At 67.9% G+C, this 21,759-nt stretch carries 19 protein-coding genes and 1 pseudogene; 10 read left to right on the forward strand and 10 right to left on the reverse strand.

Annotated elements, in window-relative coordinates; translation table 11 throughout:
- Positions 1 to 30 precede the first annotated feature (30 nt).
- Positions 31 to 1,533: a glycerol kinase GlpK gene (gene glpK / locus ACN2C8_RS10400; protein ID WP_419251684.1), complete on the reverse strand. Its 1,503-nt coding sequence runs from the start codon at positions 1,531 to 1,533 to the stop codon at positions 31 to 33.
- Positions 1,534 to 1,702: 169 nt separating this feature from the next.
- On the opposite strand from glpK, the gene ACN2C8_RS10405 reads away from it, so the two are divergent.
- From ACN2C8_RS10405 to ACN2C8_RS10415, 3 genes are all read left to right on the forward strand, one after another.
- Positions 1,703 to 2,788 carry a DUF2336 domain-containing protein gene (locus ACN2C8_RS10405; RefSeq protein ID WP_419255868.1) on the forward strand — a complete coding sequence of 362 codons (1,086 nt, stop codon included), beginning with the start codon at positions 1,703 to 1,705 and terminating at the stop codon, positions 2,786 to 2,788.
- Between the two features lie 32 nt (positions 2,789 to 2,820).
- Positions 2,821 to 3,603 carry an NAD kinase gene (locus ACN2C8_RS10410; RefSeq protein WP_419251685.1) on the forward strand — a complete coding sequence of 261 codons (783 nt, stop codon included), beginning with the start codon at positions 2,821 to 2,823 and terminating at the stop codon, positions 3,601 to 3,603.
- Positions 3,604 to 3,694: 91 nt separating this feature from the next.
- A complete protein-coding gene (locus tag ACN2C8_RS10415; RefSeq protein ID WP_419251686.1) occupies positions 3,695 to 4,177 on the forward strand; it encodes an Hpt domain-containing protein in 483 nt (160 codons plus the stop codon).
- 5 nt (positions 4,178 to 4,182) lie between these two features.
- Here the strand turns inward: ACN2C8_RS10415 and ACN2C8_RS10420 are convergent, their stop codons facing one another.
- Genes ACN2C8_RS10420 through folD form a run of 3 tightly spaced genes read right to left on the reverse strand, consistent with a single transcriptional unit; the run spans position 4,183 to position 6,852 of the window.
- The gene (locus ACN2C8_RS10420) at positions 4,183 to 5,586 is read right to left on the reverse strand and encodes a D-arabinono-1,4-lactone oxidase (RefSeq protein ID WP_419251687.1); all 1,404 of its coding nucleotides are present in this window, start codon (positions 5,584 to 5,586) and stop codon (positions 4,183 to 4,185) included.
- 13 nt (positions 5,587 to 5,599) lie between these two features.
- On the reverse strand, positions 5,600 to 5,956 hold the full coding sequence (locus ACN2C8_RS10425) for a c-type cytochrome (protein ID WP_419251688.1): 357 nt from the start codon (positions 5,954 to 5,956) through the stop codon (positions 5,600 to 5,602).
- Positions 5,956 to 6,852, reverse strand: a complete 897-nt coding sequence (folD, locus tag ACN2C8_RS10430; RefSeq protein WP_419251689.1) for a bifunctional methylenetetrahydrofolate dehydrogenase/methenyltetrahydrofolate cyclohydrolase FolD — start codon at positions 6,850 to 6,852, stop codon at positions 5,956 to 5,958. Before folD ends, ACN2C8_RS10425 begins: the two co-directional genes overlap by 1 nt.
- 180 nt (positions 6,853 to 7,032) lie before the next feature.
- Between folD and crtY the strand changes: the two genes are divergently transcribed.
- From crtY to ACN2C8_RS10445, 3 genes are read left to right on the forward strand one after another with little or no spacing between them, the layout of a single operon-like run.
- Positions 7,033 to 8,217, forward strand: a complete 1,185-nt coding sequence (crtY, locus tag ACN2C8_RS10435) for a lycopene beta-cyclase CrtY (RefSeq protein ID WP_419251690.1) — start codon at positions 7,033 to 7,035, stop codon at positions 8,215 to 8,217.
- Positions 8,214 to 9,716: a phytoene desaturase gene (locus tag ACN2C8_RS10440; protein ID WP_419251691.1), complete on the forward strand. Its 1,503-nt coding sequence runs from the start codon at positions 8,214 to 8,216 to the stop codon at positions 9,714 to 9,716. The genes crtY and ACN2C8_RS10440 overlap by 4 nt, the downstream gene beginning before the upstream one ends.
- Positions 9,713 to 10,642 (forward strand): phytoene/squalene synthase family protein, encoded by a 930-nt coding sequence (locus ACN2C8_RS10445; protein ID WP_419251692.1) that lies wholly within the window; start codon positions 9,713 to 9,715, stop codon positions 10,640 to 10,642. The genes ACN2C8_RS10440 and ACN2C8_RS10445 overlap by 4 nt, the downstream gene beginning before the upstream one ends.
- Here ACN2C8_RS10445 and ACN2C8_RS10450 read toward each other — a convergent pair.
- From ACN2C8_RS10450 to ACN2C8_RS10465, 4 genes are read right to left on the reverse strand one after another with little or no spacing between them, the layout of a single operon-like run.
- On the reverse strand, positions 10,639 to 11,112 hold the full coding sequence (locus tag ACN2C8_RS10450) for a sterol desaturase family protein (protein WP_419251693.1): 474 nt from the start codon (positions 11,110 to 11,112) through the stop codon (positions 10,639 to 10,641). The genes ACN2C8_RS10445 and ACN2C8_RS10450 overlap by 4 nt on opposite strands.
- A gap of 8 nt (positions 11,113 to 11,120) precedes the next feature.
- A complete protein-coding gene (locus ACN2C8_RS10455) occupies positions 11,121 to 12,329 on the reverse strand; it encodes an ABC transporter permease (RefSeq protein WP_419251694.1) in 1,209 nt (402 codons plus the stop codon).
- Positions 12,326 to 13,264 (reverse strand): ABC transporter ATP-binding protein, encoded by a 939-nt coding sequence (locus ACN2C8_RS10460; protein ID WP_419255869.1) that lies wholly within the window; start codon positions 13,262 to 13,264, stop codon positions 12,326 to 12,328. Before ACN2C8_RS10460 ends, ACN2C8_RS10455 begins: the two co-directional genes overlap by 4 nt.
- A gap of 2 nt (positions 13,265 to 13,266) precedes the next feature.
- Positions 13,267 to 14,160 (reverse strand): polyprenyl synthetase family protein, encoded by an 894-nt coding sequence (locus tag ACN2C8_RS10465; protein WP_419251695.1) that lies wholly within the window; start codon positions 14,158 to 14,160, stop codon positions 13,267 to 13,269.
- Positions 14,161 to 14,277: 117 nt separating this feature from the next.
- Between ACN2C8_RS10465 and ACN2C8_RS10470 the strand changes: the two genes are divergently transcribed.
- Both ACN2C8_RS10470 and ACN2C8_RS10475 read left to right on the forward strand, forming a co-directional pair.
- Complete coding sequence (locus ACN2C8_RS10470) at positions 14,278 to 15,801, forward strand: aldehyde dehydrogenase family protein (protein WP_419255870.1); 1,524 nt, start codon at positions 14,278 to 14,280, stop codon at positions 15,799 to 15,801.
- Positions 15,802 to 16,009: 208 nt separating this feature from the next.
- Positions 16,010 to 16,321: pseudogene (locus ACN2C8_RS10475) on the forward strand (hypothetical protein); the annotation flags it as partial.
- A gap of 243 nt (positions 16,322 to 16,564) precedes the next feature.
- On the opposite strand, the gene ACN2C8_RS10480 reads toward ACN2C8_RS10475, so the two are convergent.
- Both ACN2C8_RS10480 and ACN2C8_RS10485 read right to left on the reverse strand, forming a co-directional pair.
- Positions 16,565 to 18,097 (reverse strand): acyl-CoA carboxylase subunit beta, encoded by a 1,533-nt coding sequence (locus ACN2C8_RS10480; RefSeq protein ID WP_419251696.1) that lies wholly within the window; start codon positions 18,095 to 18,097, stop codon positions 16,565 to 16,567.
- A gap of 121 nt (positions 18,098 to 18,218) precedes the next feature.
- Positions 18,219 to 18,944 carry an ATP12 family chaperone protein gene (locus tag ACN2C8_RS10485; RefSeq protein WP_419251697.1) on the reverse strand — a complete coding sequence of 242 codons (726 nt, stop codon included), beginning with the start codon at positions 18,942 to 18,944 and terminating at the stop codon, positions 18,219 to 18,221.
- A 119-nt stretch (positions 18,945 to 19,063) separates the two neighbouring features.
- Between ACN2C8_RS10485 and ACN2C8_RS10490 the strand changes: the two genes are divergently transcribed.
- Together ACN2C8_RS10490 and ACN2C8_RS10495 are read left to right on the forward strand one after the other, a co-directional pair.
- Complete coding sequence (locus ACN2C8_RS10490) at positions 19,064 to 20,434, forward strand: DUF1800 domain-containing protein (protein WP_419251698.1); 1,371 nt, start codon at positions 19,064 to 19,066, stop codon at positions 20,432 to 20,434.
- Positions 20,431 to 21,690 carry a DUF1501 domain-containing protein gene (locus tag ACN2C8_RS10495; protein WP_419251699.1) on the forward strand — a complete coding sequence of 420 codons (1,260 nt, stop codon included), beginning with the start codon at positions 20,431 to 20,433 and terminating at the stop codon, positions 21,688 to 21,690. Before ACN2C8_RS10490 ends, ACN2C8_RS10495 begins: the two co-directional genes overlap by 4 nt.
- Positions 21,691 to 21,759: the final 69 nt, after the last annotated feature.

Genomic DNA, 21,759 nt, shown 5'->3' on the forward strand with positions numbered 1-21,759 from the left:
TTCTCTGGCGACCCGCGTTACGCGCTGGGGTCAAAAAAGTCGGGTGCGGACGCGCGGCACAGCGTCCAGCCAACGCGCATAGGCCGCCTCGCGCTGATGCAAGGGCATGGATGGGGTCAAACCCTCGGCAGCGGGACGCGCGGCAGCCGCCTGTTCCAGCGAGGCATAGACGCCGGCCCCCAGGCCCGCGAACAGCGCCGCACCCAAGGCGGTTGTTTCCAGATAGCTGGCCCGCTGGACCTGCATGCCCGTCAGGTCCGCGAGCCGCTGCGAGAACCAGGCGCTCTTGGACATGCCCCCGTCGATCCGGAGTTGGGCGTCGTCTCCGAAAGCTTCCGGAGCATCGGCGCGCATGGCCTCGATCAGGTCGCGACTCTGCAGGGCGCAGGAATCATAGGTGGCCGCCGCGATCTCGGGCAGGCCGGCGTCCCGCGTCAGTCCGAAGATCGCGCCCCTTGCGCCCGCGTCCCACCAGGGCGCCCCCAGCCCGGTGAAGGCGGGCACCACCACCACGCTGTGGTCGGACCTGGCTGCTCGCGCCAGGGCTTCTGCGGCGCGCGGGCCACCGGTGATCCCAAGCCCCTCGCCCAGCCACTGGATCGCGGCGCCAGCGACGAAGATGGACCCTTCCAGAGCATAAGTCGTCTTGCCGCCGACCCGCGCCGCGACGGTGGTCAGCAGGCGCGAACGCGACACCGGTCGGGTCTCGCCGGTGTTGATGAGCATGAAACAACCCGTCCCGTAGGTGGCCTTCATCTGGCCGGGAAGAATGCACCCCTGCCCCATCAGAGCCGCCTGCTGGTCGCCAGCAACGCCCCGGATCGGAACCTCACGGCCCAGAACATCCGCAGTCGTGACACCATAGTCGTCAGCGCAGTCCAGAACCTTGGGCAGCAGGCTGTCCGGCACGTCGAGAAGGTCGAGCATCGCCGGCGACCACGCCTGGGCCTCGATGTCGAACAACAGGGTGCGCGAAGCGTTCGTGGCGTCGGTGGCGTGCACCTTTCCACCCGTCAGTCGCCAGATCACCCAGCTGTCCATGGTCCCGCACAGGAGTTCGCCGGCCTCAGCGCGCGCCCGGGCGCCCTGCACGCGGTCGAGGATCCAGGCGATCTTGGCGCCCGAAAAATAGGGATCCAGCAACAGCCCTGTCACTTGGGAGACCTGCGCTTCATGGCCGGCCGCGCGCAGCCGGTCGCAAGCGTCGGCGGTGCGCCGGTCCTGCCAGACGATAGCCGGATGGATCGGTCGCCCCGTCGCCTTGTCCCAGACCACCACAGTCTCGCGCTGGTTGGTCACGCCAATGGCGACGACGTCGGCGACATCGCGACCGGACGTCTCCATGGCCTCTCTCATCACAGCCACGCAGGCCGCGAAGATCTCCTCGGCGTCGTGCTCCACCCAGCCGTCGGCAGGGTAGCTTTGCCGCAAAGGCCGCGTTGCATCGGCCAGGGCGCCGCCTGTCGCATCGAACAAGATCGCACGGGTGCTGGTTGTGCCCTGATCCAGGGCCAGAATCAGTTGTTCAGCCATACTCGCGCCTCCCGCCCTCAAGCTTCACCCGTGACAACTCGCCGCTGCTTTTATCGCGTGTCGAGCCGCCCTGTTTAAGCATGTTTTCATTTGCTGACAGCAAGGTCATGCTCACACAATTCGGGATTCGAGGAGGCTGGTCATCCAAGCCGTCCAAACCGCCAAGCTTCTGACACTGGCGCGCAGCCGCGATCCGGGCGATCGCGAACGGCTGCTCACTGGCATCATTGAACTTTGCGAAGCTGGCCAGTCCGCCGGCGCCCCAACCGATCCCGATATCCAGTGCCTGCTCGATTCGATCTTCATGACTCTGGTCGTCGAAGCCGAGCGCGATATTCGCCAGCGCCTGTCTGAGCGCCTGGCTGACGCTCCCTGGGCACCGTCGGCCCTGATCAACATCCTGGCGCTCGACGAGATCGAGATCGCCCGCCCGATCATCGCGCGCAGTCAGGTGCTGCAGGATCACGACCTGATCCGCCTGATGGTGCAGGCCACTCTGGAACACCAGATCGAGGTCGCGCGCCGCCCGCGCCTGTCGGCTTCTGTGGTCGAAGCCATTCTGGCCCGCGACGAGCACGCCGTCCTGACGGCCCTGGCCAGCAACGACACCGCCGAGCTATCGCCCGACAGTCTGCGTCGCCTCGTTGGGCGCGCCAAGGACATCGTCGCCCTGCGCTCCCCGCTGGCGCGTCATCCGCTGCTTTCCAGCGAATTGGCCGAACAACTCTATCTGTGGGTCGGAGGCGCCTTGCGCGACGCCCTCACGAACCGCTTCCATCTCGATCCCGAAACGATTGCGCTCGCCCTCGACCAAACGCTCCGCGCTGCCCATCGCGGCGACAGCCCAGCGCCGGACGGGGGGGTAGAGTCGGACGAAGATCGCGCGGAAATGGAGCGCTCACTGGTCGAAAAGCTCGACTCTGCCGGGCAACTGCGGCCCGGCTACCTGCTGCGGGTGCTGCGCGAAGGCCGCCTGACGTTGTTTGTCACGGCCCTTGCGCGTCTGGGCCGCTTCGAATCCCCCCAGATCCGCCGCGCCATCGATAGCAACCGCCCTGAACTTCTGGCCCTGGCCTGCTCTGCGGTTGGAATCGATCGGAGCGTGTTTCCGACCATCCTGGAACATGTGCGTCAGCTGAACGGCGGTCGTCCCGGCGGCGGCGACGAGGGCGCCAGACGCGCCGGCAGCGCCTTTGGCCCGTTCACACCGGACATCGCCGGAATGGCTTTCCGACAGGCCGTCGGCGCGGTTTGACAAGCCGGGAGGCTTCGCGCCTCTTGGGTGCGATGTACCAGCCACAACCCTTTCTGACTCGCCTGACCTTCAAGGCCAGTGATCGCCCCGAGGCCGAGGAGGCGCGAGATCGCCTGATCGCCCGATATGGCGACGTCGGCGAGGAGTCGGCTCAGGTGATCGTGGCCCTGGGCGGCGACGGCTTCATGCTGGAAACCCTGCACGCCGCCATTGCCAGCCAGACCCCGATCTACGGCATGAACCGCGGCTCGGTCGGCTTCCTGATGAACGAATACAGCGAGGATGACCTGCTGGAGCGGATCAACGCCGCCGAGCGCACCGTAATCCACCCTCTGGCTATGACCGCAATCGACTCCCATCGTCGCAACCACCGCGCCCTGGCGATCAACGAGGTCTCGCTGCTGCGCCAGACCCGCCAGACCGCCAAGCTGCGCATCTCGATCGACGGCAAGGTCCGGATGAGTGAACTGGTCTGCGACGGTGCCCTGATCGCTACACCGGCGGGGTCAACAGCCTATAACCTCTCGGCTCACGGACCGATCATTCCCATCGGCGGCCAGGTCCTGGCGCTCACGCCGATCAGTGCCTTCCGTCCCCGGCGTTGGCGCGGGGCCTTACTGCCGCGCTTGGCGCGCATTACCTTCGAGATCATCGAGGCCGACAAGCGCCCCGTCAGCGCCGTCGCCGATAACTTCGAGGTTCGTGACGTGCTAGAAGTCCACATCTCTGAAGACCGCGGCACCAGCCTGGCGATGCTGTTCGACGCCGGTCGCAGCCTTGACGAACGCGTACTCGCAGAACAGTTCTCCGCCTGAGACGTTGCGCCGCAGAGAAACGCAGGTCTCATTCGTTGTTAACGCCTGCTATGATAACGATCTCGAAATATCCGCCGCCGGGGAGGCGATCTTGACAACTAAGCCCACCGCCGAAGTGATCCAGGTGCCTAACATGCTGAAGCTTAAGGTAGGCGGACGCGGCGGCATCGACATGGCCGCGATCGCCAAAGCCGAGGCTGCTCTCAAGAGCTTGTCCGGCAATTTCGCCCAGTGGCTGCAGGACGAAATCACCAAGCTCGAGGCCGCGCGACAAGACGTGAAGACTGAGGGCCTGACCGCCGTCACGGTCGAGACCCTGTATCTTCGTGCTCACGACCTCAAGGGTCTGGGCGCCACCTACGAATTCCCGCTGATCACCCGCATCGCCGCCTCGCTTTGCAAGCTGATCGACGAGCCCGAGACGCGACTGTCTGCGCCGATGTTCCTGGTGGACGCCCATATCGACGCCATCAAGGCGGCGGTGCGCGGCGACATCAAGGTCGACACGCACCCCGTCGGCAAGGCCCTCGCCGAAGAACTCGAAGGCCGGGTTACGGAATATCTGAAGGCCTGAACGCCTCAGATCAGCCCGAACAGCCCCTTCAGATACGGATTGAGCATCCGCCCCTCCGGATCAAGCTCGGCCCGCACCTTCAGGAAATCCCCCCAGCGCGGATACAGCGCCGCCAGATGCTGACCGCGCAGATTGTGCAGCTTGCCCCAGTGCGGCCTGCCGCCATGGCGGCGGAAAATCGGCTCGATCAGATCGTACAGGAACGCGAAGTCATCCTTGTAGTGGGTGTGCACGGCGATCGACCCGCGGGGCCCGCCGTGGAATGGCGATAGCCACGCATCGTCGGCGGCGATACGGCGCACCTCGATCGGGAAGAAGACATCGGGACGCTCCTTCTCGATGGTCGCGACTACCTCTTCCAGAGCCTTGAGCTGAACCTCGACCGGCAGATGGAACTCCATCTCGTTGAAGCGAACAGGTCGCTCGGTGGAGAGGAGCTTCCAACCTTCATCGACCGCGGTCTCGGGTTTGGCGCCGGCCAGCAGGGCCTTGGCAGCCGCCTTGCGCAATGGGCTCGAAAAACCGAGCAGGTTTCGCAAGCCCTTCAGGGCGTCAAGAAATGCGGTGTCCTGATCGGGGCCCCTTGCCTCAGCCGGATCGTCGGTCTCGTCATGGCTGATGCCTACGGCCAGCCCCGTGAACGGCACCGCGTAGAACTCGAAATTGCGGTGCGCCGCCCAACGCGCCTCCGCCTTGGCCAGGGCGTCGCCAAACGGCTCGACCCAGACGCGGCGACGCACGCGGCGATTGGGAATAGTCTTCAGCCTGACCTGAGAGATTACGCCCAGCGCGCCCAGAGACACCTTGGCGGCCTGGAAGACCTCAGGCTCACGGGCGGCGTCGCAGTCGATCACACGCCCGCTCGGCGTCACCAGGCGCAAGGCCGTGACGTCGCCATGCAGGGCCTGGAGCTTGACGCCGGTGCCGTGCGTGCCCGTGGCCAGGGCGCCGGCCAGGGACTGCTTGTTGATATCGGGCAGATTGGCCATGGCCCGCCCCTTGGCCGCCAGGACAGGGCCGAGCGCGCCAAGTCGAGTGCCGGCCAGGACCACGGCCTCGTCACCCTCCCAGCCGACCACGCCGGACATGGCGTCCAGTGACACCAGCGCTCCGCTGGTCGGCGCAAGGGCTGTGAAGGAGTGCCCCGCCCCCACCGGCCGAATCGGCGCTGCGGCGGTCTTGAGCATCAGGGCCAGTTCGGCTTCGTCCTTCGGTGCGAGGCGAGCCGAGGGATAGGCGGTCTGAACCCCCGACCAGTTGCGCCACAGCAGCTTGCCGTCAGCATTGACGGAGGCGGGAGCCAACGGCTCAGGCTTTTCATGGGTGGCGACCACAAAACCCGCGCCGCCGGTGGCGACCACCGCAACGCCCGTACCGCCCGCGACCAGAGCGCCTCGTCTCGAGATCATGCGTTTCCCCCGCTTACGCGGGGTCTTCGCGCCCCGCCATGAATCGTATCAGGCCCTGGAAATCAGCCGGCGCGCAAGCCACGCACTGACCTGAAGCCGGCATGGCCTTGAAGCCCTGGATGGTATGGTCAAGCAGCACGGCCTCGCCCTGCTTCCAGCGCGGGTCCCAGGCGGCGCGATCCTGGACCAGCGGCGCGCCCGTTCCCGGCATGGCGTGGCAGGCCTTGCACGAGGTCTCATAGAGCCCCGCCAGCTTGGCGTCGGTCGGCTTTAGCAGCAGGGCCTGCTCCGGCGTCGGGGCCGGCGGAATCTTCTCCCCGCAAGCGGCCAGGGACAAGACCGCGAGCATCAGGAATCGAGCGGCGCGCATCAGGCGTCAATCCCGTGCAGTCGCTTGGCGGCCGTAACGGTGTTGGCCAGCAGGCAGGCGATGGTCATTGGCCCCACACCGCCCGGCACCGGTGTGACGGCGCCAGCCACTGCTTTGACCTCGTCGAAAGCGACATCGCCGACCAGCCGGGTCTTGCCCGCAGCGGCTGCGACCGGATCGCGGGACGGAAAGCGGCTGATGCCGACGTCAATGACGACCGCGCCCGGCTTGATCCAGTCACCCTTGACCATCTCGGCGCGCCCCACGGCGGCCACGACGATATCGGCCTGGCGCACGATGCCGGGCAGATCCACGCTGCGCGAATGGGCGATGGTGACGGTGCAGTCGGCGGCCAGCAGCATCTGGGCCATCGGCTTGCCCATCAGGTTGGACCGGCCGATCACGACCGCCGACTTGCCGCGCAGATCGCCCAGCACATCCTTCAGCAACATCATGCATCCCAGCGGCGTGCAGGGCGTGAGGGCCGGGAGGCCGCTGGCCAGACGACCAGCATTGGTGACGGTCAGGCCATCGACGTCCTTGTCAGGCGAGATCGCCGCGACGATATCGGCCTGCTTGAGGTGATCGGGCACTGGAAACTGTACGAGAATACCGTGGATCGCCGGATCGGCGTTCAGCTTGCCGACCAGGGCCAGGAGCGCGTCCTGGCTGACATCGGCCGGCAGACGATGGGTCTCTGAATACATGCCCGCCGCAAGGGTCTGCTCGCCCTTGTTGCGAACATAGACCTGGCTGGCGGGATCCTCGCCCACCAGCACCACGGCCAGGCCGGGCGTCACGCCGTGATCTGCCTTCAAAGCCTTCACATCCTCGGCCACCCGCTCGCGCAGGTCGGCCGCGAAGGCCTTGCCATCAATGATCCTGGCCTCAGACATGGGCGCCTCCCGGAGCCTTTAGCCTTGGCTAAAGGCTCCAAACCAAACATGCGGAGCGTGGCAGGCGCCGAAACCGCTCACACTTTCGGCTGCCACACTCCAGTTCGCCGTGCCTAGCCGGTCATTTTGATGGGCGCAACGCTGGCGTGGCGACCGCACAATCATGTTAGACGCTCAAACATGGCGTCCACGTCTTCAACCTCCAGAGCAGACGTCGTCCTCGTGGGCGGCGGATTGGCCAATGGCCTGATCGCGCTGCGCTTGAGGGCCCTACGTCCCGACCTGCGCGTGATCCTGCTGGAGCGCGACAAGCGAATCGGCGGCGAGCACACCTGGTGTCACTTCGAGACCGATGTCAGCCCCGCGATCGGTGGCTGGCTGCGACCGCTGATCGTGCATCGCTGGTCGGGTTACGAGGTTCGTTTTCCAGCCCATCGGCGCACCCTGGACACGGCCTATCTGGCCATTACCTCTCAGCGCCTCCACGAGGCTGTCTCGACCGCCCTTGGCGATGACGTCTGGCTGGGCGCGACGGTTTCGGATGTGTCGCCCCATCAGGTGACCCTGTCGGACGGTCGCCGCATCACCGCCGCCACCGTCATCGACGGGCGCGGTCCGCGCCGCAGTCGCAGTCTTGTGCTGGGATGGCAGAAGTTCTTGGGCCAGGGGGTACGCCTGTCGGCGCCCCATGGTTTGACGCGTCCTATCGTCATGGACTCCACCGTCCCGCAACTGGACGGCTATCGTTTCCTCTATGTCCTGCCCCTCGACTCCACCCGCCTGTTGATCGAGGACACTCGATACAGCGACGGTGACGCCCTCGACCATGCCGATGTTCGCGCCGCCATAGCCGCCTATGCCGTCCAGCAGGGCTGGACCATCGCCAAGGTCGAGCGCGAGGAACATGGCGTCTTGCCCATCGCCCTGGCGGGCGACATCGACGCCTATTGGCGCGAGGCCCGCGCCCAGGTCGCGGAGGTGGGTCTGCGCGCGGCGCTCTTCCAGCCGACCACTGGCTATTCCCTGCCCGACGCCGCCAGGCTGGCGGAACAGATCGCCGCCCTGCCCCACATCACCAGCGCCCATGTCCGCGCCTGCGCCGAGGCCCACTCCAAAGCGGCCTGGCGCCGCCGACGGTTCTTCCGTCTGCTCAATCGCATGCTGTTCAGGGCCTGCGCGCCGGACCAGCGCTACAAGGTTCTGGAGCGTTTCTACCGTCTGGGCGCCCCGTTGATTCAGCGCTTCTACGCAGCGCGCCTGACTCCTTTTGATCAGGCCCGCGTCTTGATGGGCAAACCGCCCGTACCTATCGTCGCCGCCCTGGGGTATCTGGGCGAGAGCTCAGTGATTGAGGACAAAGCATGAGTGTTCCAAAGCCGCGCGCGGCCGTTATCGGCTCCGGCTTCGGCGGTCTGTCCCTGGCCATCCGCCTGCAGTCCTCCGGCTTCGACGTCACCGTGATCGAAAGTCGCGACAAGCCCGGCGGCCGCGCTTACGTCTGGGAGGACGAAGGTTTTATCTTCGACGCCGGCCCGACCGTGATCACCGATCCCGACTGTCTCAAGGAGCTGTTCACGATCAGCGGTCGCAAGATCGAGGACTATGTCGAGCTGCTGCCGGTCAACCCGTTCTACCGGCTGGTCTGGGAAGACGGTGACGTGTTCGACTATGTCAACGATCAGGCCGAACTGGACCGCCAGATCGCCGCCCGCAACCCGGCCGATGTCGAGGGCTACCGCAGATTCCACGCCTATTCCGAGGAGCTTTATCAAAAAGGCTATGTCGAGCTGGGCGCCGTGCCGTTCCTCGATATTCGCAGCATGATCTCAGCGGCGCCGGCCCTGATGCAGCTGCAGGCCTGGCGCAGCGTCTATGACAAGGTTTCCTCGTTCATAAAGGACGAGCATGTCCGTCAGGCCATGTCTTTTCACAGCCTGTTGGTCGGCGGCAGCCCTTTCGCAACCTCGTCGATCTACGCCCTGATCCACGCCTTGGAGCGCCGCGGGGGCGTCTGGTTCCCGCGTGGCGGCACTGGCGAACTGATCCGCGGCCTGGTGCGTCTGCTGGAGGACCTGGGCGGCACGATCAGGCTCAACGCGCCCGTTCAGAAGATCACCACCCGCGAGGGCCGCGTCACCGGGATTATCAATTCCGACGGCGACTTCGAAGCCTTTGACACCGTCGCCTCGAATGCCGACGTGATGCACACCTATCGCGAGCTTCTGGTCGATGATCCGCGCGGCAAGAAGGCCAGCAAGGCGCTGGAGAACAAGCGCTGGAGCCCGTCGCTGTTCGTGATCTATTTCGGCCTGAAGGCCGAGCATCCAGAGATCCGCCATCACACGATCTGCTTTGGCCCGCGTTTCCGCGAGTTGATCGGCGATATCTATAACAAGGACGCCCTGTCCGACGACTTCTCGCTCTATCTGCACTCGCCTTGCGCCACCGACCCCGGCATGGCCCCTCCCGGCTGCACCAGCTTCTATGTCTTGTCGGTGGTGCCCAATCTGGAAACCGCCAAGATCGACTGGTCCAAGGAAGGGCCAGGCTATCGCGACCGGATTCTGAACTATCTGGAAGAGCGCTACATCCCCAACCTCTCGCGGGACCTGGTGACCAGCCGGATCTTCACGCCGGACGATTTCACCACCGAGCTCAATGCCTGGAACGGCGCGGCCTTCTCGCTTGAGCCGCTGCTGACCCAGAGCGCCTTCTTCCGCACGCACAATCGCGACGATGTCATTCCCAACCTCTATTTCGTCGGGGCCGGCACCCATCCAGGCGCCGGCATTCCCGGCGTCGTCGGCTCTGCCAAGGCTACAGCCGGGCTGATGATCGACGACTTCCAGACGCAAACCGCGTGAGTGACCTAGAGGTTCAGAGCCGCGAGGCGATCCAGAAGGGCAGCAAAAGCTTCGCCGCCGCCGCCGCCCTGTTCGACCCGGAAACCCGGGCCGACGCAGAGATGCTGTACGCCTGGTGTCGGCACTGCGACGACGTGATCGACGGCCAGACCCTGGGTCACGGCATGAGCCCGGTCGAGGATGCTCCGGCCCGCCTCGCCGCGCTCTACGCCCAAACCCGCGCCGCCCTGGCTGGCGAGCCTCCCGCCGATCCACAGTTCGCCGCCTTCCAGACCGTGGCCCGGCGCCGTCAGATCCCCGAGCGCTACGCCCTCGACATGATCGACGGCTTCGCTATGGACGTCGAAGGCCGGCGCTATCAGAACCTGGACGAGCTGCTCGACTATTGCTGGGGCGTGGCTGGCGTGGTCGGCACGATGATGGCCCTGGTCATGGGCACGAAGCCCGACGCGCTGGCGACTTTGCGCCGCGCCCAGGATCTTGGCCTGGCGTTCCAGCTGACCAACATCGCCCGCGACATCGTCGAGGACGCCCGCAACGACCGAATCTATGTGCCGCGCGCCTGGCTGGCGGAGCTGGGCGTGCCCGAGACGGCAGTCGCCGATCCGGCCCATCGCGCTGCAGTCGCGGTGATGGCCAGGCGCCTCGTCGACGCCGCAGAGCCCTTTTACGCCTCGGCTCGCTGGGGTCTGCGCGACCTGCCGGTCCGCTGCGCCTGGGCCATCGCGGCGGCGCGGGGCGTCTATCGGCAGATCGGGATGGACGTGGTCAAGGTCGGCGACAAGGCCTGGGACGAGCGGGTCGTGGTCAGCGGCCGGATGAAAGCCTGGCGAGCGCTGGAGGGCGGCGTCATCGCCCTGCGTTCGGCCCTGTTTGATCGACTGATCCAGCCGCCGGCGCGACCCGACCTGTGGTCGAAGATCTAGGCCTCGACGCCGCGCGACTTCAACTGCGCCTTCAGCTCCCGCACAGGCTTGGCCCACAGGAAGCCGAACGACACCGCGCCCTCCTTGGTGTGGACGGCATGATGGATGCGATGGGCCTGGATCGCCCGCTTCCAGAAGGCCGACTTCCCGAACGGCGTCTTGAAGCGCCGGTGGACCATGCCGTCGTGGAAGATGAAGTACATGAAGCCGTAGGCGGTGATCCCCAGACCCACCGGCAGCAGCCATGGCGTGCCGTGCACCCCGAAATAGATCGCCACGATGGCCGGGGCGGCGAAGACCACCGCGAACAGATCGTTCAGCTCGAACAGGCCTTCGCGCGGCTCGTGGTGCGACTTGTGCCAGACCCACATGAAGCCGTGCATGACATAGCGGTGCGTGACCCAGGCAAAGCCTTCCATGAAGGCGAAGGCCGCCAGGAACAGCACGATATCAAGCGCCAGGGTCGTCATCACGGGTCCTATCGACGCGACAGTCGCGCCAGGGTCTGGGCCAGCGCCAGACCGGCCAGGCCAGCGGCGGTCAGCACGCCCCAAGCCTTATACACCTGCGCAATGGACGCGTCGCGCCAGAGGACGCCTTGATAGGCGTCAATCACCCAGGCATGCGGCGTGAACCAGCCGACGGTCTGCAGCCAGGCCGGCATCAGGAAACGCGGCACCATGCTGCCGCCGATCGCGGCCAGAACCAGGATCACGAAGGTCGACAGCATCTGGGCCTGCTCCCGCGTCCGGCACACCGAAACCAGACCCAGGGCCAGACCCGCCGCGCAGACCGAGGCCGCCAGGGTGGTGGGCAGCCACAGGCCAAAATGCTCGACCACCGCCACGCCATAGACGAGCTGGGCGGTCGCGAAGATCGCCACGGCCTGGACGATGCCCTGCCCGACCAGGAAGACGAACTTTCCAGTCACCACCGGTCCCATGCCGGCCACGCCGGCCAGCAGCCGGTCGGCGACGCCGGTGCGGCGCTCTTCCATCAGGCCCAGCGCCCCCTGCATGGCCGAGAACAGGGCGAACAGGATCATCACCGCCCCGGCGTAGTAGGCGATGGTCGCGCCGCCCTTCCTGGCGCCCAGCAGGTCCTCGCGGCCGAACAGGTCGCCGCCGGTGACAGCGGGCGGTTTGGCCTTCAGCGCGGCGGCGGCGGCGTCGAGGCGCGCGGTCTGGGCCGGCGTCAGGGCCCCCAGAGCAGGGGTCAGCTGATCGACGCTGCGGCGCAGGGCGGCGTCGGGCGCGGCGCGAGCCATGGCCAGTTGCACCCGGGCCTGGGTCAGGGGCGCGGCCACGGCGCGGCCGGGATCGGCAATGATCAGGAACGGCCGGCCCGGCGCGGCGGGATCGGCGCGGATCACGAGGCCAACATCGGCCTGGCCGGATTTCACCAGCGCCCGCACCGCCTCGACCGTGGCGGGCGTCGTGGCCTCGGCGCGGATCTCGGAACTGGCCAGCAGAGCGCCAGCCACCCGGCCCGAGGTTTCGGTGCGCGCCAGATCGACCATGGCCAGCTTGGGCTTGATGTCCTCGCCGGTCGCCCCGGCAAACACCGAGCTGAAAATCAGGAACACCAGCGGCGGCAGCAGGAAGGTCATCACCAGGGCCGCACGATCGCGCCACAGCTCCAGCGCCATGACCCGCACCATGGCCAGTGTCATCTCAAGGCGGATCATGCGGCCAGCTTCCGCTCGGCCACCAGGCTGAACAGGTTCTGCAGCGACGGCTCGCGAACCCGAATCTCGCGCGGGATCAGTCCAGCCTTGCGCAGCCGCTTGTCGAGCCGGCCGGCGGCAGCGTAGCCGTCGACATCCAGGCGGGTCCACAGCTTGGCGCGATGGGCGGTTCTGGCCAGGCCAGCCGCCGTCAGCAGCGCCTCGCCGGCGGCGTCGGGCTCGCCCGAAAGCTCGACCAGCACCTCCATCTGGGCGCCGAAGGCCTCGGCGATCAGGGTCCGGGGCTGGCCTTCCAGCACCAGGGAGCCTTCGCGCAGGAAGCCGACGCGATCGGCCAGGGCGCCGGCCTGTTCCAGGTCGTGAGTGGTCAGCAGCACCGCCACGCCCAGGTCGCGCAGGCCCCGGATCACCGCGTCCAGCGCCTCGCGGGCGTCGATGTCGACGCCGACCGTGGGCTCGTCGAGGATCAGCAGGGCCGGCTGATGGACGATGGCGGCGGCGATATTGGCGCGGCGCTGATAGCCGCCCGACAGGTGGCGCACCGGCACATGGGCGCGGTCGACGGTGCGGGTCAGTTCCATGGCCCGCTGCACGGCGGCCGGGATGGTCCGGCGCGGCGCCTGGGCGAGACTGGCGAACGCCGCCAGGTTCTCGGCCACGGTCAGGTGGGCGTAGAGGGCGATCTCCTGCGGCACCAGGCCCAGGCTGGCCCGCGCCGCGCTGACCCGCGCCGGGTCCTGGCCGTTGAGCCGAACCTCGCCGCCGTCGGGGCGAAAGCGGCCGCAGATGCTCTTGATCAGGGTCGTCTTGCCGGCCCCGTTGGGACCCAGCAGGGCGTAGATCTCGCCGGGCTCCAGGGTCAGGTCGACGCCCCGAAGCACGGTCCTGTCGCCATAGGCGTGGGTCACGCCCGACACCGTCAGAATGGGAGACACGGTCAAGCCGCCGCCTTGCGTCCGGCGAAGAGGCGGCCGACATAGCCGGCCACGAGGTCGCAGCCGCCGACAGCGTCCAGCGCCGCCCGGCCGGCCGCGAGGTGGGCCTCCATGGCGGCCCGCGCGCCGGCGATCCCCAGCAGCGAGACGGCCGTGGTCATCGCGGCGTCCTTGCCCACGTCCTTGCCGGCGCCCTCGACCGAGTCCTCGGCGTCGATCAGGTCGTCGCGGATCTGAAAGGCCATGCCCATGCGTCGGCCAAATTCGCCCACCGCCGCGACGGCTTCGTCGGGGGCTCCGGCGATCCGGGCGCCCGACTGGGCGGCGGCCATGATCAGCACGCCGGTCTTTTCGTGGTTCAGGCGGTCCAGCGCCGGAAGGTCGCGCAGCTGGTCGCGATCGAACAGGTCCCGCGCCTGACCGGCGATCAGACCCGAAAAGCCGACCGAGCCGGCGATGCGCCCGGCGATCTCGGCCCGCAGCGCGGTGTCCAGCCGTGCATCGGCGGCGACCACGGCATAGGCCTGGTTCAGCAGGCCGACCCCCGCCAGCACGGCGGTGGCCTCGTCAAAGGCGCGGTGGATGGTCGGCAGGCCCCGGCGCAGACCGGCGTCGTCCATGGCCGGCAGATCATCCAGAATCAGCGACGCGGCATGCACCATCTCGAAGGCGCAGGCCGTATCCAGCGCCGCGCCCTCGTCCGCGCCGAACTGGGCGGCGGACAGCAGGGTCAGCATCGGCCGGAAGCGCTTTCCAGGGGCCAGCAAGGCATAGCGCACGGCCTCGACCAGGCGATCCGGCGCCGCGCCGAGCCTTGGCGCGAGCTCGCCCAGGCGGCGATCGACACCGGCCCGCAGGGTCTCAAGGCGCTGAAGGTAGGCGGCGTTATCGTCCATAGGCGGGTCGCTGCCGTCACAGTCACCCCATTGTGGGCAGTTCATTTGAAGGCGCCCGTCGGAGGCGTCAAGCAGCCCCCACTTGACCCGAAGCCCATGTCGGCGTTTTCCACGGTCATGACCCAGTCCTTCCCAAACCCCGCCGCCCATGCCCGCGCCGTTCTGGCCGATCTGGGCGTCACCGGCCTGCCCGCCGATGGCGGTGTGGCTGTGCGCTGCCCCCTTGATGGCGCGATCCTGACTCAGGTCGCCTATGACGACGCCCGGGCCATCGACGCCAAGGTATCGGCCGCCACCAAGGCCTTCCGCGCGTGGCGCAGCGTCCCCGCCCCGCGTCGCGGCGAACTGGTCCGCCTGCTGGGCGAGGAACTGCGCGCCGCCAAGGATCAGCTGGCCGCCATCGTCACCCTGGAAGCCGGCAAGATCGCCTCGGAAGCCGCCGGCGAGGTCCAGGAGATGATCGACATCTGCGACTTCGCCGTCGGCCTGTCGCGCCAGCTCTACGGCCTGACCATCGCCTCGGAGCGGCCCGGCCATGCCATGCGCGAGACCTGGCATCCGCTGGGCCCCGTGGTCGTGATCAGCGCCTTCAACTTCCCGGTCGCGGTCTGGGCCTGGAACGCGGCCCTGGCCCTGGTCTGCGGCAATCCGGTGATCTGGAAGCCGTCGGAAAAGACGCCCCTGACCGCCATCGCCACCCACGCGATCCTGGAGCGCGCCATCGCCCGCTTCGGCGATGCGCCCGAGGGCCTGTGCTGTGTCGTTCTGGGCGGCCGCGACGCCGGCGAACGACTGGTGCGCGATCCGGCCATCCCGCTGGTCAGCGCGACCGGCTCCACCCGCATGGGCCAGGCCGTGGCCCCGATCGTCGCCGGCCGCTTTGGCCGCTCGATCCTGGAGCTGGGCGGCAACAACGCCATGATCGTCACGCCCAGCGCCGACCTGTCGCTGGCCGTGCGCGCCATCGTCTTTTCGGCGGCGGGCACGGCGGGCCAACGCTGCACGTCCCTGCGCCGCCTGATCGTCCACGAAAGCCTGGTCGACAAGGTCGCCGACGCGGTCGAGAGCGCCTTCTCCCGTCTTCCGGTCGGCGATCCGCGCCGCGAGGGCGTGCTGCTGGGCCCGCTGCATGACAAGGCCGCCTATGACGCCTTCGTCGCGGCGATGGATCAAGTCCGGGCCGACGGCGGAACGGTCAGCGGCGGCGAGCGTCTTTTGATCGACGAGCATCCGGAGGCCTATTATGTCCGCCCGGCGCTCGCCCGCCTGCCCGCCCCCAGCCCCGGCATGCAGCGCGAGACCTTCGCGCCCCTGCTGCACGTCGTGCCCTATCGCGACTTCGACGAAGCTGTGGCGATCCAGAACGATGTGCCCCAGGGCCTGTCCTCCTGCGTGATGACCAATGACGTGCGCGAAGCCGAGGCCTTCCTGTCGGCCGCCGGCAGCGACTGCGGCATCGCCAACGTCAATATCGGCCCCTCGGGCGCCGAGATCGGCGGCGCGTTCGGCGGCGAAAAGGAAACCGGCGGCGGTCGCGAGAGCGGCTCCGACAGCTGGAAGCAGTACATGCGGCGCCAGACCGCGACGGTGAACTATTCGGGAGCCCTGCCACTGGCGCAGGGGGTGAGGTTTGATCTTTAGCGCGGTGATCCTCCCCTCTTGGGGGAGGTGGCCCAGAGGGCCGGAGGGGGACAGCTCTGAGATGGCCGCGACGGCCCCCTCAGTCGCTCCGCGACAGCTCCCCCACAGGGGGAGCAGCTACTCAGCGGGCACGGCTTCGCCACCTCACGCGATCACTCGCTGAGCTAGAGAAAGGGTCGCGGAGCGTCCGGACCACGTCCGGAATTGAATAGAAGTAACCGTTTCGACGAAGCCGAGCGCTCCGCGTCATCGTTATCCGTCAGCCTCCCGTCGGGTGGCCCTCTTCAGGCCTTACCGGGACCCGGACCGCGCCGTTTCCAGCGCGTTCCGGCGGTCGAAGAGGACGGGCTTTCAGCCAGACACGCCCTTTTGCCTTCAACCACGCCGACGGCGGGCGGGTCTGGCCAGCAACCAGATCCCCGGACCGGTCGAGTATCCCCCTCGACCCCAGCCCCGCTCGATCACCCCCCGCCGCCGCAATGGTCGCTGGCCTTGCGCCCTTTCCTCGCGACGAGGTGGGTCAAGAATACGGTAGGTTTCAGGGGGGCTGCGTCGATTGTCTGGACGCCCGCACGAGTCCTCCCCCTGAAGGGGGAGGTGTCGGCGAAGCCAACGGAGGGGGAAGTCCTGCTGAATCAATGCGGTGTTCCCCCACCGGCCTCCGGCCGCCTCCCCCTTCAGGGGGAGGACTTGGGGTGCCAATCCCCGCGCCCATCCGGGGACGGCGCGATCGCTATCCCCGTGCCGGGCGCCCGCCCACGCCCTAAAGCGGGATGTTGTCGTGCTTCTTCCAGGGGTTGGTCAGTTCCTTGCCCCTCAGACTCTTGAGGCCCCGGACGATGCGGCGACGGGTGCCGTGCGGCATGATCACGTCGTCGATATAGCCGCGCGAAGCGGCCACGAACGGATTGGCGAAGGCGGCCTTGTACTCGGCCTCGCGGGCGGCCAGGGCGACGGGGTCCTTGGCCTCGGCGCGGAAGATGATCTCGACGGCGCCCTTGGCGCCCATCACCGCGATCTCGGCGGTGGGCCAGGCATAGTTCAGGTCGCCGCGCAGGTGCTTGGAGCTCATCACGTCATAGGCCCCGCCATAGGCCTTGCGGGTGATGACCGTGATCTTGGGCACCGTGGCCTCGGCATAGGCGAACAGCAGCTTGGCGCCGTGTTTGATCAGGCCGCCATATTCCTGCTTGGTGCCCGGCATGAAGCCCGGGACATCGACCAGGGTGACGATCGGGATATTGAAGGCGTCGCAGAAGCGCACGAAGCGCGCGGCCTTGCGGCTGCTATCGATGTCCAACACGCCGGCCAGCACCTGGGGCTGGTTGGCGACGATGCCGACGCTCTCGCCGTCCATGCGGGCGAAACCGCAGATGATGTTCTTGGCCCACTCGCTCGAAATCTCGAAGAAATCGGCCTCGTCGACGATCTTGAGGATCAGCTCCTTCATATCGTAGGGCTTGCCCGGATCGCTGGGGATCAGGGTGTCCAGGCTCATCTCCTCGCGCAGCGGCTCATCGAAGCTCATCCGCTCGGGGGCCGGTTCGCGGTTGGACGACGGCAGGAAGTCGACCAGGCGGCGCACCTGGGTCATGGCCTCCAGGTCGTTCTCAAACGCGCCCTCGGCCACGCCCGACTTGGCGGCGTGCACTCGGGCCCCGCCCAGTTCCTCGGCGGTGACCACCTCGTTGGTGACGGTCTTGACCACGTCAGGACCGGTCACGAACATGTAGCTGGTATCCTTCACCATGAAGATGAAGTCGGTCATGGCGGGGCTGTAGACGTCGCCGCCGGCGCAGGGGCCCATGATCACGCTGATCTGCGGGATCACGCCCGAGGCCATGACATTTTCCATGAAGATGTCGGCATAGCCGGCCAGGCTGTCGACGCCTTCCTGGATGCGCGCGCCGCCGGCGTCGAACAGGCCGATCACCGGCGCGCCGACCTTCATCGCCTGGCGCTGGACCTTGACGATCTTGGCCGCGTGGGCGCCCGACAGCGAGCCGCCGAACACCGTGAAATCCTTGGAGAAGACGTAGACGACCTTGCCGTTGATCGTGCCCCAGCCGGTGACGACGCCGTCGCCGGGGATCTTCTGGTCCTGCATGCCGAAGTCGGCGCAGCGGTGCTCGACGAACATGTCGAACTCTTCGAAGCTGCCTTCGTCGAGGAGCAGGTCGATGCGTTCCCGCGCCGTCAGCTTGCCCTTGGCGTGCTGCGATGCCACCCGCGCTTCGCCGCCGCCGCCCTTGGCCTGCTCGCGACGACGATCCAGTTCCTCGAGAATATGCTGCACGCGGATGCGCTCCCCTGCTCCTGCGGTCTCCCAAGCCGTGGGGCCGCCTTATCGGACGAGGGGTAAAGCCGCGCGGCCGGACTGGCAAGCCAGCCCTTACGGCAGTGCAGCATTCGGACGTTTATGCCCGCAGGGCGGTGAACCACCGCTCCAGGGCCAGGGCCTCGATGGCCAGATTATCGGCACGCAGCCGCGCCTCGGCGTCCTGCCCCCAGATATCGGCCTGGAAGGTCTCTTCCAGACGCGACAGGTCCAGGGCCCGCTGGCCGTCCAGTTCGCCGGCCCGGATGGCCAGGGCCAGCACCGTCGAGCCCAGAAGGCCCGAGGCATAGGCCACGCCGGCCAGGCTGAAATCATCCATCGACAGGGCCAGGGCCTCGACATCAGCCAGGGTCTGGGCGGGCTGCGGCGTGTGGATAATCCCCGTCACCGGCGTGAAGTTGAGGCCCAGGGCGCTCTGGGCCCAGTCCAGCACCGGTTGCCACTCGCGGGTCTGGCGCTCGACCAGGGGTGTGGGATGGTCGGCGCGGTAGCACAACAGGTCAGACCCGGCATAGGCGGCAACCTCGGCGGCCACGGCGGCGCGAGTCTCGGAGATGCGGTCGATGGCGGTGAAGGCCAGGCGGGTGGCGGGCATGATCGTCGAATCGATGACCTTGTCCTGCGCCTCCCACTCGTCCGCCACGCGCTGCGCCAGGGCCAGGCTGGGCAGCACCAGGGCTGATTTGGCCGGCGATTTGGGGGTGCGACCGTCCAGCAGTACGGCGAAACCGCCCTCCACGGGCCCAACCGTCGCCGCCTTGTAGAACCGGCGTGGCTTTTCGATGGGCGGGGTCTTCTCGGCCACGGATAATGGCTCCCTGAGCGGTGATGTTGCGGGGCGGTCGACGGATCGCCCCCTTCAGGGCGTTGAATGGTCAAGAACGGTCCCGGGCACAAGGCCCCGGACGCAAGGAGAGAGCGCGTTTGTCCCTGCCCTCCAAGGATATGATGGCGGCCCTGGCCGTGACCCGTTTTGGCCTGGGCGCCCGCCCGGGCGACATCGCCGCCGCGATGAGGGACCCGCGCGGATCCCTGCTCGGCCAGATCACGCCCAAAGGCGCCGACCAGCCGCAGGCTGGGGCCGACACCTCGGCCCAGCGGTTCATCGCCATGCGGGCCTATCAGGAGCTGCGCCGCGAGGCCAAGGACGACGGCGAGCCCAGAAACGTCGCCGTCCAGCAGGCCAACCGGGTCATCCGCGAGAAGGCCGCCGCTGACTTCCTCAGCCGCGCCCAGCTGGGCGCGAGCACGGCCGGCGGCTTTCGCGAGCGCTGGGCGCTGTTCTGGGCCAACCACTTCACCGTTTCAGGAACCAAGGAGCTGACCGCCGCCATGGTCGGCCCCTTCGAGCAGGAGGTCATTCGCCCCTACGCCTTCGGTCGCTTCGAGGACCTGCTGGTGGCCTCCAGCACCCATCCGGCCATGCTGACCTATCTGGACCAGGCCCAGTCGGTCGGGCCAGGCAGCATGGCCGGGTCGCGCAACGGCCGGCGCGGCCTGAACGAGAACCTGGCCCGGGAGATCCTGGAACTGCACACCCTCGGCATCGAGGCCGGCTATAGCCAGGCCGATGTCACCGAGTTCGCCCGCGCCCTGACCGGCTTCAGCGTCGGTCGCGAGGATGAAGACCGGGCCGGCCAGTTCGTGTTCCGGGAAAACGTCCATGAACCCGGCGCCCGCGCCATCCTGGGCAAGACCTACAGGGACGACGAGATCGGTCAGGGCCTGGCGGTGCTGAAGGATCTGGCCGCCCATCCCGCCACGGCCCGCCATGTGGCCTTCAAGATCGCCCGGCACTTCGTCGCCGACGATCCGCCGCCGGCCCTGGTGGCGCGGCTGGAGCAGAGCTTCCTCAAGAGCGGCGGCCGGTTAGACCGTTTGGCCCGCACCCTGGTCGAGGCGCCCGAGGCGTGGGAGCCGGCGGCGACCAAGTTCAAGACCCCCTACGAGTTCCTGATCTCGGCCTGGCGCGTGATCGGCGCCCAGCCCTCGGCCTATGAGCGTATCACCGTGCCCCTGATCGGCCTGGGGCAACGAGGCTTCTCGCCCCCTTCGCCCAAGGGCTGGTCGGACATGGCCGGCGAATGGTGCTCGCCCGACGGCCTGATCAAGCGCCTGCAATGGAGCCAGGCCTTCGCCGCCGTGGTCGCCGACCGGCTGGACCCGAACGCGGCGGCTGTCGCGGCCCTCGGCGCCCGGCTGACACCCCCGACCGCCCAGGCCATCGCCCGGGCCGAGACCCGCAGCGAGGCTATCGCCCTGCTACTGATGAGTCCGGAGTTCCAACGCCGATGACCGACTGCCCGATGATGAACCGTCGCCGCGTCCTGGCCTCGGCCGCCGGCCTTGGCCTGTCGATCACCTTCCTGGGCCGCCCGGCCCTGGCCGACGCCGACAGCGCCCTGGACAAGCGCAAGCTGGTCGTCGTGATCTGTCGCGGCGGCATGGACGGCCTGTCGGTCAGCCCTCCTGTGGGCGACCGGGGCTATGAAGGCCTGAGGCGCGGGATTTCCATCAAGCCCGAGGACGGCCTGAAGCTGGACAGCACGTTCAGCCTGCATCCGGCCCTGACCTCGGTCCATGCCCTGGCGATGAAGGGGCAGGCCCGGATCGCGCCGGCGGTGGCGACGCCCGACCGCGCCCGCTCGCATTTCGAGGCCCAGGACGTGCTGGAAAGCGGCTCGGCCCAGGTCTATGCGACCACCTCGGGTTGGCTGAACCGGACGCTGGAAACCCTGCCCGCCTCGCGCAAGGCCGAGGGTCTGTATGTGGGCGCAACCACGCCCCTGATCCTACGCGGCAAGGTCCAGGCGGCCAGCTGGTCGCCGGGCAAGGGCGTGGACGAGACCGCCCGCCTGCCCACCCTGCTGCAAGACCTCTACCGGAGCGATCCCCTGATGGGCCCGGCCTTCGCCCGGGGCCTGGAGACCGAGAGCATGGCCCAGGCGACCATGACCGCGATGGCGCCGCCCGTCGAGAAGGACGGCATGGCTGCGCCGGGCATGATGGCGCCGGCGGCCGCATCAGGCCGCGGCGGACGCGAGGGACGCGAGGCGGCCCGCAAGCTGGGCGCGACCCTGGCCGGCTTCATGGTCCAGGACGGCGGACCACGCATCGCCGCCATCGCGCTGGACGGCTGGGATACCCATGCCGGCCAGGTCGGCCAGCTCAACACCCGGCTGGCCTATCTGGACTCGGTGCTGTCGGGCCTCAACACCGGCCTGGGCGAGGAGTGGAAGAATACGGTGGTGGTCACCGTCACCGAATTTGGCCGCACCGCCCGCGCCAACGGCACCGGCGGCACCGACCACGGCACGGCCTCGACGGCGCTGGTGCTGGGCGGGGCGCTGAAGCCGGGCGGGATCATCGGCGACTGGCCGGGCCTGTCCCAGCCCGCGCTGTTCGAGAACCGCGACCTGGCGCCCACGCTGGACATGCGCGGCCTGTTCAAGGGCCTTCTGGGTGATCACATGGGCGTCGACCGCGCGGCGCTGGACAACCGGGTGTTCCCGGGCAGCGCGGCGGCCAAGGCGGTGACGGGGCTGGTTTGATCGTTCCCGCTCTCCGCGGCGGGTGGTCACCGGGACCGACAAGGGCTCGCGGTCGCGATCTGAAGGTCT

This window comes from Caulobacter sp. ErkDOM-C (assembly GCF_048541825.1).
Lineage (GTDB): Bacteria > Pseudomonadota > Alphaproteobacteria > Caulobacterales > Caulobacteraceae > Caulobacter.